This window comes from Bradyrhizobium erythrophlei, from assembly GCF_900129505.1.
In the GTDB taxonomy this organism is placed as follows: Bacteria; Pseudomonadota; Alphaproteobacteria; order Rhizobiales; family Xanthobacteraceae; genus Bradyrhizobium; species Bradyrhizobium erythrophlei_D.
In genome coordinates, this window is the sequence record NZ_LT670818.1 from 2,712,926 (window position 1) to 2,725,655 (window position 12,730).

Annotated in this window: 11 protein-coding genes; 3 read left to right on the forward strand and 8 right to left on the reverse strand. The window is 63.0% G+C overall.

Annotated elements, in window-relative coordinates:
• Positions 1-95 precede the first annotated feature (95 nt).
• The 5 genes from recQ to B5525_RS12630 form a co-directional block, all read right to left on the reverse strand.
• Positions 96-1,976, reverse strand: a complete 1,881-nt coding sequence (gene recQ / locus B5525_RS12610) for a DNA helicase RecQ (protein WP_079566298.1) — start codon at positions 1,974-1,976, stop codon at positions 96-98.
• Between the two features lie 296 nt (positions 1,977-2,272).
• Positions 2,273-2,929 (reverse strand): polysaccharide deacetylase family protein, encoded by a 657-nt coding sequence (locus B5525_RS12615; protein ID WP_244567883.1) that lies wholly within the window; start codon positions 2,927-2,929, stop codon positions 2,273-2,275.
• Between the two features lie 274 nt (positions 2,930-3,203).
• Positions 3,204-4,217 carry a homoserine O-succinyltransferase MetA gene (gene metA / locus B5525_RS12620; RefSeq protein ID WP_079566300.1) on the reverse strand — a complete coding sequence of 338 codons (1,014 nt, stop codon included), beginning with the start codon at positions 4,215-4,217 and terminating at the stop codon, positions 3,204-3,206.
• An 18-nt stretch (positions 4,218-4,235) separates the two neighbouring features.
• The gene (locus B5525_RS12625) at positions 4,236-5,540 is read right to left on the reverse strand and encodes an O-acetylhomoserine aminocarboxypropyltransferase/cysteine synthase family protein (RefSeq protein WP_079566301.1); all 1,305 of its coding nucleotides are present in this window, start codon (positions 5,538-5,540) and stop codon (positions 4,236-4,238) included.
• Positions 5,541-5,686: 146 nt separating this feature from the next.
• Positions 5,687-6,625: an alpha/beta hydrolase gene (locus B5525_RS12630; RefSeq protein WP_079566302.1), complete on the reverse strand. Its 939-nt coding sequence runs from the start codon at positions 6,623-6,625 to the stop codon at positions 5,687-5,689.
• A gap of 154 nt (positions 6,626-6,779) precedes the next feature.
• On the opposite strand from B5525_RS12630, the gene B5525_RS12635 reads away from it, so the two are divergent.
• The gene (locus tag B5525_RS12635) at positions 6,780-7,652 is read left to right on the forward strand and encodes a branched-chain amino acid aminotransferase (protein WP_079573281.1); all 873 of its coding nucleotides are present in this window, start codon (positions 6,780-6,782) and stop codon (positions 7,650-7,652) included.
• 144 nt (positions 7,653-7,796) lie between these two features.
• Here the strand turns inward: B5525_RS12635 and B5525_RS12640 are convergent, their stop codons facing one another.
• The 3 genes from B5525_RS12640 to B5525_RS12650 form a co-directional block, all read right to left on the reverse strand.
• Positions 7,797-8,609 (reverse strand): acyl-CoA acyltransferase, encoded by an 813-nt coding sequence (locus B5525_RS12640; protein ID WP_244567884.1) that lies wholly within the window; start codon positions 8,607-8,609, stop codon positions 7,797-7,799.
• 88 nt (positions 8,610-8,697) lie between these two features.
• A complete protein-coding gene (locus tag B5525_RS12645) occupies positions 8,698-9,636 on the reverse strand; it encodes an amino acid--[acyl-carrier-protein] ligase (RefSeq protein ID WP_079566304.1) in 939 nt (312 codons plus the stop codon).
• A 31-nt stretch (positions 9,637-9,667) separates the two neighbouring features.
• Positions 9,668-10,888, reverse strand: coding sequence for an acyl-CoA dehydrogenase family protein (locus tag B5525_RS12650; RefSeq protein ID WP_425305309.1), 1,221 nt, complete (start codon positions 10,886-10,888; stop codon positions 9,668-9,670).
• Positions 10,889-11,255: 367 nt separating this feature from the next.
• Here B5525_RS12650 and B5525_RS12655 point away from each other — a divergent pair, with 367 nt between their 5' ends.
• Both B5525_RS12655 and B5525_RS12660 read left to right on the forward strand, forming a co-directional pair.
• A complete protein-coding gene (locus tag B5525_RS12655) occupies positions 11,256-11,543 on the forward strand; it encodes a phosphopantetheine-binding protein (protein WP_079573283.1) in 288 nt (95 codons plus the stop codon).
• Between the two features lie 905 nt (positions 11,544-12,448).
• On the forward strand, positions 12,449-12,628 hold the full coding sequence (locus B5525_RS12660; protein WP_079566306.1) for a rubredoxin: 180 nt from the start codon (positions 12,449-12,451) through the stop codon (positions 12,626-12,628).
• The last annotated feature ends 102 nt before the right edge of the window (positions 12,629-12,730 follow it).

The window sequence follows — 12,730 nt, forward strand, 5'->3', positions numbered from 1 at the left end:
TCGAGGTCCGAACTCATAGCGTTCGCCAAAGCACTATTGTCGACTTTGTTTGCTGTTTTGTGACAGGCGCGCGGCGTGACCCGCCCGAAGTATGCTTACAGCCCGGTGCGACTGGCCCTCACCAGCGCGATCAGCTCGTCGCCGTAATGTTCGAGCTTCTTGTCGCCGATGCCGGGGATGCCGCGGAGCTCGTTGAGCGAAGTCGGGCGCGCGGCGGCGATGCCGTCGATCGTTGAATCGTGCAGCACGACATAGGCCGGTACGCCGCGGCTCCGCGCCATTTGCGACCGCCACGCCCGAAGCGCGCCGAGCAAGCCCGGATCGCCGGCTTTGCCCGCGCCGCCGGAAGCTGGCGCAAGATCGCCGCGCCGCGATTTGGCACGGTTGCTGCGAATGCGGGAGCCGGGAGTTTCCTCGCGCAGCATCACCTCGGTCTCGCCCTTCAGGACGCCGCGCGCGCTCTCCGTCAGTTTCAACGCGCCGAAGGCCTCGGAATCGGGCTTCAGGTGGCCCAGGGCGACCAACTGCCGCATGGCGGCGCGCCACTGTTTCTCATTGAGTTCGCGGCCGATGCCGAACACCGACAATTTGTCATGCCCGAATTGCTGAACCCGCTCGGTCATGCGTCCGACCAGTACATCGATCAGGTGCATCGCCCCAAAACGCTGCCCGGTGCGATAGGCGCAGGACAGCAGCTTCTGCGCGATCACCCTGCCGTCGCGCACCGCCGGCGGCGACAGGCAATTGTCGCAATTGCCGCATTTGACAGCCTTAAGCGTCTCGCCGAAATAGCCGAGCAGGCGGGTGCGCCGGCAGGCCGTGGTTTCGGCGAGGCCGACCAGCGCCTCCAGCTTGCCGAGCGAGACGCGCTTGAACGCCTCGGAGCCGGTGGACTCCTCGATCATGCGCCGATGCTGCACGATATCCGACAGGCCATAAGCCATCCAGGCGCTGGAGGGCTTGCCGTCGCGGCCGGCGCGGCCGGTCTCCTGATAATAGGCCTCGATGCTCTTGGGCAGATCGAGATGGGCCACGAAGCGCACGTCCGGCTTGTCGATGCCCATGCCGAACGCGATCGTGGCGACGATCACGACGCCGTCTTCGTTGATGAAGCGGTCCTGGTTGCGGGCGCGAACGCTGGCGTCGAGGCCGGCGTGATAGGGCAGTGCCTCGACGCCGGCCTTGGTCAGCGCAGAGGCGATGTCCTCGACCTTGGCGCGCGACAGGCAGTAGACGATGCCGGCGTCGCCGGCATGGCGCTCGGTGATGAAGGTCTTGAGTTGTGCCGGGGCGTTCTGCTTGTCGACGATTTCATAGCGGATGTTGGGGCGATCGAAGCTCGCGACGAATTGCGGCGCGCCGGCAAGGCCGAGCCGGTCGACGATCTCCTGCCGGGTGAGTTCATCGGCGGTCGCGGTCAGCGCAATGCGCGGCACGTCGGGAAAACGCTCCGCGATCACCGACAGGCCGATATATTCCGGGCGAAAATCGTGCCCCCATTGCGACACGCAATGAGCCTCGTCGATCGCGAACAACGCGATCCCGGCGCGGCCGAGCAGGCTCAGGCAGCGCGGCGTCACCAGCCGTTCGGGCGCGACGTAGAGCAGATCGAGATCGCCCGCGAGCAGCCGCGTCTCGACCGCGGAGGCCTCCTCGAAGGAGAGCGTGGAATTCAGGACCGCCGCCCTGACGCCGGCCTCATGCAGGCCCGCGACCTGGTCGCGCATCAGCGCGATCAGCGGCGAGACCACGATGCCGCAGCCCTCGCGCAACAGCGCCGGCAATTGATAGCACAGCGACTTGCCGCCGCCGGTCGGCATCAGCACCAGGCAATTGCCGCCATCGGTGACGTGACGGACGATCTTTTCCTGCGCGCCGCGAAATGCCGGCAGGCCGAACACCGAATTCAGCACGGAAAGCGCCTCAGCGGCGTCATTTCCTGCTTCAGGGGTTACAGCAATGGCGGAAAAAGACATGTGGAATGGGTCGTCCGATGAGGCGTTTTGCTGGAGTGGCGCACCACCGCGGGAATGGCCGCCGCCGATACGGCACGATCAGCCAGTGGAGATCAAACTCCGTGATTCCCGTCGCGCGCACAACGGCTTCCTCGCCGACCCCACATCCGAAGAAATCGCGTCGCGCGCACTCTTGCTGGAATCTCCGAAACAAATCAAGAACAATTCGTTAGACCGTCGCCAGGGACGAAAGGCTGGCGGATTTCAGAAAGGCCGCGCTGGTGGTGGTCGATCACTAACTTCGCTGGATCGATCGGCTACGCGCCCGCCCGCCGCAGCGCTTCCGCGACGCTCACGACCGGGATCTTGCGGCGTGACGCCGCTTCCAGCGCATGGCGCAGCATGATCGGCGAGCATCCGTAAGGGCTGGGCGCGGCCCGGACGTCGTGGCTATAGAAGATCAGCCAGCCGTCTTTGGCGACGGCCTCGTCGAATGCGCGATCTATACCCTCGCGGTCGATATTGGTTTCGATCAGGGGTGTGGAGCGCAGGAACTGCAGGTCGATGGCACCGCTGTTGACACCGGGAAGAATGCCGCGGGCGGAACGGAACGCCTTGCCGAGCTGCCGCTTGTGCGACACCGATGCGAAGCCGTAGGGATAGGCGAAATTCTCAATTCTGATCGAAGGCTCGAGCGCCAGGAAATAACGGCGGTTCTTCTCCATCTCCAGCGTCATCGCCGCGGCGTCGAGGTCGGTCGCCCTTGCGTGCGAAAAGGTGTGGCAGGCGACTTCGTGGCCCTTGCGGTGAAGGTCAACGATTTCATCGGCGCTGACGCCGGTCCAATGGCCTTGCCACCGATCGACCAGTCCGCCGGCGATATAGAACGTTCCCCGCGCGCCGTATTCTTCCAGGATCGGAGCCCCGGCCGTGGCTGCGCTTTTCGGAACGTCGTCGAAGGTAAAGCTGACCATCGGGCCAGTGCCCTTCAGCTGAAACGGCGCAGGGCGAAAATGCCGGGCCAGGCGGTTGCTGACGCGTGCTCTTAATGCAGACCAGGCCGGATGCATGATGATACTTTCGCTAGGTCAGAGGTGCGCGCCACACGGGATTCCTCCTCCGGGGCGAACGCTATTTGACGCAATCAACCATTCACCGGCCATCTCAGGCAAGCTCCGTCCGCTATTATGCATAATGAGGAACCTGCTTCGCTTCCATCGAATCCGGACACGTGGTGAAGCGAGAAAATCAGCGTCGTAACGACCTTCGCGCACCTTGCGATAGATAGTGGAGCCAGTTCTTGAAGATCGCGGTGGCCGCGGCTCCGGCCGCGTTGTCCTGCCGAAGGGTGCGGTCGGGCAGTTCGACGCTCAATCCGGGCCTGCGTTCGACCCGCGCCCGTTGCTCGAAGCGAAGAAGACTCTGTTCGGTTTCGGCGTCGAAATAGCCGACAGGCAAGGCCGGATAGGTGTCGCACTGGCCGGCGAGAAAGCGCGAGATGTCGCGCAAATATTCCCGCTCTAGCGAGAGCGCGTCATATTCGGGATGTCCCTGGAAAAATACGAATTGGCTGCCAAGCTGTTTGGCGAAGATATCGACGCCGGCTTCCGGCGAAGTAGTCAGCAGTTGATAGCCGCGCGCGGCCAGGTCGTCGGCGCGCAACTCGTTGAGGCGCGAATGCGAGATCTTCAGCGGCGACGGCGCATCCCCTGTCAGCCAGTGATCGGTCACTTTGGCGCAGTCATAGATCCCGGAACATTTGGCATCGAGTCGCCGCCGCTCGATGCCGTCGAGATGCAACACCGCGGCATGGGCGGCGAGGCACGACCAGATCGTCGAGCGGGTGTTGGCCTGCGCCCAATCGACAATATCTGTGAGCTCTCGCCAGAACGGTTCTTCCGGAAGCGTCGCGGCGATCGGTTCGGCGCCAGTAACGATCAATCCGTCGAGCTGCAGGCGGTCCAGGTCGGCGATGTCGGTATATTGCTTTTCGACCCGCCACTGCGAGGTCTGCGATCTCGTGACCGAAGGCAGCGAGAAGCAGTGGAAGTCGATGCGAATATCGCCGGCGGCTTGTCTCAGCAGACGCATGAACTGACGTTCGGTCGCCTGCAGCGCCGCATCCGGCATGTTGTTGACGAGCCCGATCGTGAGATCCACATCGGCATGTTGCGGACGGCCGAATTTATCCTCGCGCCGCAACTGCGTCGGCGCGAGGCCGGGACTGACGATCAGCCGCCGTTTTTCCAACAGGACGGTCATGCTGGGCCCTCAAAAGATCTATTCCGCGGCCTCGAGCCGCTGGTGCCGGCTGCATGCCTGCGCCAGCGCCTGGTCGATATCTTCAATGATGTCCGAAGAATGTTCGATGCCGATCGACAACCGGATGGTTTCCGGCAGCACGCCGGCCAGGCGCTGCTGTTCCGGAGACATCTGGCGGTGGGTGGTCGAAGCGGGGTGGCAGGCGAGCGATTTCGCGTCGCCGATATTGACCAGCCGCGTGATCAGTTTCAGGGCATCGTAGAATCGCTTGCCGGCCTCCATGCCGCCCTTGATGCCAAAGGTGAAGAGCGACGACGCGTTGCCGTCCAGATATTTCTGGACCAGTGCGTAATAAGGGCTCTCAGGAAAACCCGCGTAGTTGACCCAATCGACGCGCGGATCATTGCGCAGAAACTCGGCAACCTTGCGCGCGTTCTCGACATGCCGTTCGACGCGCAGGGCGACGGTCTCGATTCCCTGCAACAGCAGGAAGGCATTGAACGGCGAAAGCACCGAGCCCATGGTGCGCTGATAGACGCTGCGCGCGCGCTGGATATAGGCGCTGGTGCCGAATTGCCTGGTGTAGACGAGGCCGTGGTAGGATTCGTCGGGCTCGTTGAAGGTGGGGAAGCGGCGCGCGTTCTCGGTCCAGGGGAAACGCCCGCTGTCGACGATCGCGCCGCCCAGCGTGGTGCCGTGGCCGCCGAGAAATTTCGTCAGCGAATGAATGGCGATATCGGCGCCGTAATCGAAGGGCTTCAGGAGGATCGGGGTAGCGACGGTATTGTCGACCAGCAGCGGCACGCCATGACGATGCGCGACTTTCGCCAGCGCCTCGATGTCGCAGACATTGCCGGCGGGGTTGCCGATCGTCTCGGAGAACACCGCCTTGGTATTTTCGTCGATCAGCCTTTCGATGGCGTCGGCCTTGTCGCTTTCGGCGAAACGGGCGGTGATACCCTGGCGCGGCAGGATATGGCCGAGCAGGGTGTGCGTGGTCCCGTAGAGCTGCGGCACGGAGACGATGTTGCCGCCGGTATCGGCAAGGTTAACGAGCGCGAAATGCAGCGCCGCCTGACCGCTGGCGACCGCGAGCGCGCCGACGCCGCCCTCCAGCTCGGTGACGCGCTTTTCCAGAACCGCGGTGGTCGGGTTCGAAATCCGGCTATAGCGAAAGCCTTCGGCCTCGAGATTGAACAGGGCGGCGCCGTGATCGGCGCTGTCGAAGGCGTAGGCCGCTGTCTGGTAAATCGGGACCGCAACAGACTTGGTCGTCGGATCGGGTTCGTAGCCGGCGTGAATGGCGATAGTCTCGCTGCGCATTGTCCACCTCTACGTACGCGTCGCATTTCATTATGCGTTTTGTTCGCAACATATTTGTAAGGGGCGGATGCTCAAGCCTGCAATAATTCGTGCCGACATTGATAAAATAACCCTAACGCATTTTCACCAATTGATTAAAGCTTCAGTCAATTGCCGAGCGTGCGGCGGACCTGCTCGCCGATCTGATGCAGCACCAGCCGGCCCTGCGGCAGGATCGCGCCGATGGCGTGGAAATTATGGATCATGCCGTCGTGGCAGAAATGTTCGACCTGGACACCCGCCGCGACGAGCTTTCCCGCATAGGCGTTGCCTTCGTCGCGCATCGGATCGAATTCGGCGGTATGGATAATGGCTGCGGGAAGCCCGGCGAATCTGATGGCGCGGAGCGGCGAAATCCGGGGATCGGCAAGGTCGGCGTCGCCGTGCAGATAGTCGGCGAGGTCGGCTTCCAGCGTCACCCGGTCGAGCAGATGATTTTCGGCGAATGCCTCGCGCGACGGCGAGGTGTCCTCGAAATCGAGTACCGGACAGATCAGGCATTGCGCGGCTATCGCAGGCCCGGCGTTGCGCATGCTCTCCTGGCAGACCACGGCTGCGAGCGTCGCGCCCGCGGAATCGCCGCCGACCACGAGCCTTGTCGCATCGATGCCAAGCGAGGCGGCCTGTTCGGATACCCAACGGGTCGCTGCGATCGCATCCTCGATGGCCGCCGGAAACTTGTGCTCGGGCGCGAGGCGGTAATCGATGGAGACGAGCCGGCAGCCGGTGCTCTGCGCCAGCGTCGCGGCGATGCGGTCATGGGTGTCGATGCTGCCGGCGACCATGCCGCCACCATGGAAGAACACAAAGCCTGGCAAGGTCTCGCTCGCATCATCCGCCGGCGTGTAAAGCCGGTAAGGGAGATCGCCCGCCGGTCCCGGCAATACGCCGTCGATCCAGCTTGCCGCCGCGACGTCGGCGCGGACGAACTGCATGAGTTTTGTCAGCGCCTGGCGGCGTTCATCCACGGTCGGTCGCGACCGATTGCTCGGCGAGGCCGCCGCCATCATGACGAGCAAACGCTTGGCCAGGGGATCGAGGGGCATAGCGGGCTCCGGTTGCGGGAATGTAGTGTCCAATTGTGGTCTATCAATCGTGAATTGACCGCTATTGCCCAAAATCCGGCAAGGAAATCCTTAAGAGGATTTCGACAATAGTAGCGCCGATGTGCGCGGCATCGCCGCGCTTTGGATGGTGATCATGGTCCAGACGATAGCTCCCGTCAGTTTTTCGCAGACCTGGACCTTCTTTGAAGGCGCCTGGCATGACGGCAACGTGCCGATCATCGGTCCCCGGACCCATGCGGCATGGCTCGGCTCGACCGTGTTCGACGGCGCGCGCGCCTTCGAAGGCGCGGCGCCCGATCTCGACCGGCACTGCGCCAGGGTGAATCAGTCGGCCATCAACTTCATGCTGAAGCCGGTGGTCGATACCGAAACCTGGCTGGGGCTGGCGCGCGAGGGCATCGCCCGCTTCGATGCCAATGCCGAGCTCTACATCCGGCCGATGTATTGGCCGCAGACCGGCAGCGGCGGCGGCGTGCTGTTCGATCCCGAGACGACCAACTGGTGCCTGTGCATCTATGTCGCGCCGATGCCGCCGCCGACCGGCAGCGCCATCACGCTGTCGCCATTCCGCCGGCCGACCATGGAAACCGCGCCGGTCGATTGCAAGGCGGCCTGCCTCTATCCCAACAACTCGCGCGCGCTGATGGAAGCGCAGTCGCGCGGCTTCGACAACGCCTTGATGCTCGACATGCTCGGCAATGTCGCCGAATTCGGCAATGCGAACGTATTCATGGCGAAGGAGGGCGTGGTCTACACGCCGGCGCCGAACGGCACCTTCCTCAACGGGATCACCCGGCAGCGGGTGATCGACCTGTTGCGCGGCGATGGCGTCAGCGTGGTCGAGAAGACCCTGCGATACCGCGATTTCCAAACCGCCGACGAAATCTTCTCCAGCGGCAACTTCGCCAAGGTCGCGCCGATCATCCGGATCGACGATCGCTCGCTGCAGCCGGGGCCGTTCTACAGCCGCGCCCGCAAGCTGTACTGGGAATTTGCGCGCGGCTGATCGGCACGCGTCATCGCTTACGCCTGACGCCGTTGATCACGAGCTGTTCGACCAGCGCGGCGGCGGTTCGGCTGGGAGTATGCTTGTGCATCCGATATCCCTCGAGGTTGTTGCGGCCGCCTGATTGACGAGACGGCAAACGGCCTAAGGCCCGTACAGTACTAATTCGGTGTCGGTCAGGTCGGCCAGGCGGGGCCGGCGCGGGCCCTTGAAATATTTGCGGCCGCGCGCCCGCGAGAAGATGCCGGTGAGACCGGCGACCGGCCCATTGGCATCGAGAATGACGGAAATCTTGCCGTGCCGGATCAGGGCCCGGCCGATCGAGCCCGCGCATGCGACGAATTCGGCGACGTCGCGGCAATAGATCAGCTGCATCGCCGGCGGCGCGATCAATCCGCGGCGGATGCGCATCGGCGACAGGATGAACGGAAACGGTCCGCCGCCGGGCGTGCGGCACGCCAGGCTGAGGCAGCCATAGCGCGCGTGTCGCGCCAGCAATTCGACCTCGTTCCCGGGCAGGCCCTCGACAGCCCCGGTATCCGGCGCGATCGTCTCAATCGTCATGCCCCGCGCGGCGCGCGACAGCACCGGGATCGAGAAGAACAAGCCGCTGCAATACGAGGAAAAACCCTGCGCCTCGATGATCGGCCAGGTCCAGGTCGCGGGGCTGATATTGAGGTAGGTGACGTCCTTGTGACGCTGCGCGATTTTCGTCAACATCGGTGCGTAATTGCGGAACGCGGGATCGACATACCAGCTCGAGAGGTTGCACCGGATCGCCGCGTCGCCGCCGTCGCTCCTCGCCGTGTAGAGCAGCAGCAGGACGCCGGCCACGGCGCCGTCATGGTCGAGCATATAGCCAAAACGGGGATAGCCGCCTGGGACTTCGCGCACCGCCTGGCGGCGCAGCCCCTGCATCCAGTAGTCGCGCGACCTTCCGACGAACCCGCGTGTCAACAGATCCGCCACCGCATCAAGATCGGCGGCGGAAATTTCACGGCATCGAAGTGTCGCAGTGTGCACCGCCGCCTACCGATCGCATCCGTTATTTGTGGCCGAGCGCCTCCCGCACCGCGGCCGGCCACTTGGCGACATCGGTGCCATGGGTGTGGAACATGGCGACCGCGAGCCGATCCATCCCGAACGCGACGCAGCCGGTATGCGCCGGCTCGCCATTGGCGTCCTTGATGTCCCAGGTGGTGCCGAAATGGTCGCGGTGGTAGTTGAAGCTCATGCACGCGGTCGGCCGCTCTTCCGAGCGCAGCGGAATCAAGAGTTCGAACTTCAGCGACTGCTGCTTCTGGCTGACCGCCTTCATCTGGCCGACGCGGCCGAAGAAGGGATCAGAGGCATAATCGACCTTGAAGGTCAGGCCGAGATCGCGCGCGATGGCCTGGGCGCGCACCATCCAGCGCTCGCGGAAATCGGATACGTCTTCGGGGCTGCCGATGCAGACATATTCGCGCATCCGGAACGACTGCAGCCGGTCGAGATGGCGCGACGGCTCGGCGCGGAAGCAGTCGGCCGCGACGTCGAAGCGCAGGCCACCTTTGGGCAGCGCGCCGCGCGCGGCCGCGATCGGATAGACGGGATAGCAGGCCGCCGGCGACAGTACGAGGTCGGCGGGCGAGAGCGACGTGGTCCAGTCGCCACCGGCGTCGAAGCGGCTGACCGCGGAATTGATCTCGCGCTCGGTGCCATGCAGGCCGCAGACGCAGCCGAGGAGGTTGGGAAAGCTGTTCAGATAGCCGGATTTCTCCAGCTGGCCACGGTTCATCACCGGCGGGAAGCGCATCACCTCGGTATCGGGTTCGCGATTGCGCGTGATCAAGGCGGCGAGCCGATCGACCATGTCTTCGTAGAGCGCGGTGCGGGCGTAAACGCCGTCGGTTCCCATCTTGTGGAATAATTTATTGGCGAGGTGATCGAGCGGGTCGGCCGGCTGGGTGGCTTCCGGCGACGGGCTTCGGACAGCTATGTTCATGTTCGGCGTTCCCGGTTTTCTTGTTTGTTGATCAATCGCGCAAGGTCGTGGGCACGCCGCTCATCAGGCTTGCGGTCGCGATATTGGCGAGGATGCGGTCGTTGTTGATCATGATCGGCGCCGACAGCACGTCGCGCAGATGTCGGCCGATGCTGAAGTCGCCGTCGTTGCGATATCCCGACAGGCCGCAGGCGCGCATCGCGCTCATGACGGTCGCCACCGCGAGTTCCGAAGCCTCCACCTTCAAAAGGTTGATCTGGGACTGGAAGTCGAGGGAGGACAGCGCCCGCTCGTCATGCTCGTGGGTCAGATAGGTATCGAGATTGGTTGTGATCATGGCGCGCAGCTTTGCGAGCGACATTTTGGCGGCGGTGAAATGCGCCGCACCCGGCGGCATCTGGCCGCCGGCCCCGCGGGCGGCTTTCCGGATGAACAATTGCGCGCGCTCGACGGACGCTGCCGCGATCCCGGCCCAGGCCGAGGACCAGGAGAGATGCGCGACCGGTGTCATCGTCTGCGCGTGAATCTTGTCATAGGCTTCGGGGAAGATCTGTTCGGCGGTGCCCTTGAACTTCAGCTCGAAGCCGGCGCTGCAGGTTCCGCGCATGCCGAGCGTCTCCCATGCGAGGCTGGGCTCCAGCGTGTAATTGTCCCTGGTAATCGCCAGCAGCACCTGGTCGGAGCCGGCGGCGTCATTGGCGCGGCGCGCGATGGTGACGATGCCGTCCGCCTGCGCGCCGTATGAAATCACGGTGGCGTTGCGAGCCAGCGAGATCTCGGTGCCGGCGTGCTCGACGGCGGCGGTGGAGAAACGGATGTTGCCGCCGTTTTGTCCTTCGGTGGTTGATGACGCCAGCAGCATCTGCCCGGCCGCCGCGCGACGCATCAGCGTTTCGTGCCAGGCCGAGCCCGCGCCGTGGCGGACCAGGCAGGCGACCTTGGTCTGATGCATCGCAAAGATCATCGCTGTCGACGCACAGGCGCGGCCGAGCGTGTAGCACATGTCGGTGATATCGGCGACCGATGCGCCGTCGCCGCCGAACGCGAGCGGGATCTGGACGCCCAGCAGCCGCTGCGCGCGCATCGCGTCGAGCGCTTTCTGCGGGAACCGCGCATCGCGGTCGACCGCTTCGGCTTCCGCGGCGGCGACCGCCGCAACCGTAGCCGTTCGCAGCGGGAAGGAACTCCGGTCGGGAATGAATTGTTCGCTGATCCTGTCCGCAACGGCGTTGCGTAGTCTGGTCTCCCGCATGTTCATGGCCGATATGCCTTTTAGGGGTTCTGTCGGTGCGAAACACCTGCGCGGGCTTCGCGCAATGCCACATCGATCGCTTGAACAGCTTCCGATCAAGCGTCAAGGCTAAGGATTTAATTCAAATGCGTCGACGAAATTCGGGGTAAACGACATTCGTTTCGGCGATGAAAGTTAATCCGCGGTTTTTTCGATGTCTCGTTTTCTGGCGATCGCCGTTAGCGTTAAGAACCGAATGACGGCCTCGCTCAAACGAGATTCATTGTTCTTCAAAGGCTCGTGGAATTATAGATGGGCGTGGTAACAGCCGGTTTTGGCGGCGCAGTTTGATGCGATGGCGCATCGGCGCGACAGGTGGGAATTGAAGATGCAGGCGTTTAACCCCCACGTCTTTAGCGCGAATGTCGGGGATCGCATCCTTGCCCTCGTCAGGGCAATCCTCGAACAGAACGCGATCGCGGCCGACGTGCGGCCGAACTCGCGGCTGGTGGATGTCGGGCTGACCTCGATGGACATGGTCAATCTGATGCTGTCGGTCGAGGCTGAATTCGATTTCACGATTCCGCAAGACCAGATCACGCCGGAAAATTTTCAGTCGGTGAAAACGCTGGAAGCGATGATCGCCGGCCAGCTGCAGCCCGAAGCGGCGGCTTGAGTATCTAAAACGACGCATATGGTGGGCAAGGGCATGCTTCGCTTTGCCCAACCTTCCGCCGTCATACCCCGCGGATGCGGGGTATCCAGTACGCCGCGGCCTCTCGATTCTATCGTCAGCGTCACTGGAATACTGGATCGCCCGCCTGCGCGGGCGACGACAACTGAGGGTGTGGCGCTCGTCTCAATGGCAAAATACGACTTTGCATTCCCGCGACACGCTGCGCCCGAGTTTTGCTAAAGCCTTCCGCCCGGAGGGCGCAGGGAATGCCGGGCGCCCGATGCGCCCGATAGCCGCGTGTGCAGAGATAGTGGAGTTACGCACACGCGTTAGTCAGGTCACACCGAAATCACCCGGCATTCCCCGCGCAATGGTTTTAACGGCTTCCTTCGTACTCTCCCCGGTGATCGGGCTTTTTTGTCACCGTCGCCGGCGGGATACTTCCCGCCAACTTGACGCCAGCGTCGAGGCGTCAGGACCACACGACTTCTCCGTCCGCAAGATAAGCGCTCTCGTCTTTAGCGCCACTTGCGTCCATCGCATCCCGCACCAACGTCCGTGACGATCGCGAAACGCCCCTCTCGGTGGGACGGGACATGTGGGTTATTAAAGTGATTCGCCTCTTCGGAAAACCAGAATATTTTTGCAAAAGGGGCTGGACAGGCGGTTTGGAAAGCGACCCGACGGGCAAATCAGTTGACCCGGCTATCGAAGGTCGAGCGCGAAAACAAAACGAAACAGCAGCCCTTGCGCCGTCGCCAAATGGTCGGTTTCATCACTGCGTCCGGCCACCCCCCGGGTACGGTTTACCGCGAGGCGTCCAGCAAATAAGATGCTTCGCACCATGCTTGAACCCGGACAAAGGTGATCAGGAACGTACGTCAACGCAGGACGGAAAAACCCCGATGAGCGACGAGCCCTACAAATCCTGGCAATGCCGCACCTGCGGTTACATTTATGACGAGGGAAAAGGCGACCCGGATGAAGGCCTGGCGCCGGGCACAAGATGGGCCGCGATTCCGGACGACTGGATTTGTCCGGAGTGCGGCACGCCCAAAGGCGACTTCGACATGGTTGAGCTTTAGCATTCGATTCCGCCTCGAGTCTCCGGCCCATTGGAGAGCCGAAATACAATGGTCGTGCTTCATCGCCAGGATGAGTAGTGCTACGAACGGAAAATGGAGACG

What these genes read in the sequence shown, in the direction of transcription:
- recQ (WP_079566298.1), bottom strand. Translation starts at nt 1,976, where the DNA reads ATGTCTTTTTCCGCCATTGCTGTAACCCCTGAAGCAGGAAATGACGCC.
- B5525_RS12615 (WP_244567883.1), bottom strand. Translation starts at nt 2,929, where the DNA reads ATGGTCAGCTTTACCTTCGACGACGTTCCGAAAAGCGCAGCCACGGCC.
- metA (WP_079566300.1), bottom strand. Translation starts at nt 4,217, where the DNA reads ATGACCGTCCTGTTGGAAAAACGGCGGCTGATCGTCAGTCCCGGCCTC.
- B5525_RS12625 (WP_079566301.1), bottom strand. Translation starts at nt 5,540, where the DNA reads ATGCGCAGCGAGACTATCGCCATTCACGCCGGCTACGAACCCGATCCG.
- B5525_RS12630 (WP_079566302.1), bottom strand. Translation starts at nt 6,625, where the DNA reads ATGCCCCTCGATCCCCTGGCCAAGCGTTTGCTCGTCATGATGGCGGCG.
- B5525_RS12635 (WP_079573281.1), top strand. Translation starts at nt 6,780, where the DNA reads ATGGTCCAGACGATAGCTCCCGTCAGTTTTTCGCAGACCTGGACCTTC.
- B5525_RS12645 (WP_079566304.1), bottom strand. Translation starts at nt 9,636, where the DNA reads ATGAACATAGCTGTCCGAAGCCCGTCGCCGGAAGCCACCCAGCCGGCC.
- B5525_RS12650 (WP_425305309.1), bottom strand. Translation starts at nt 10,888, where the DNA reads ATGCGGGAGACCAGACTACGCAACGCCGTTGCGGACAGGATCAGCGAA.
- B5525_RS12655 (WP_079573283.1), top strand. Translation starts at nt 11,256, where the DNA reads ATGCAGGCGTTTAACCCCCACGTCTTTAGCGCGAATGTCGGGGATCGC.
- B5525_RS12660 (WP_079566306.1), top strand. Translation starts at nt 12,449, where the DNA reads ATGAGCGACGAGCCCTACAAATCCTGGCAATGCCGCACCTGCGGTTAC.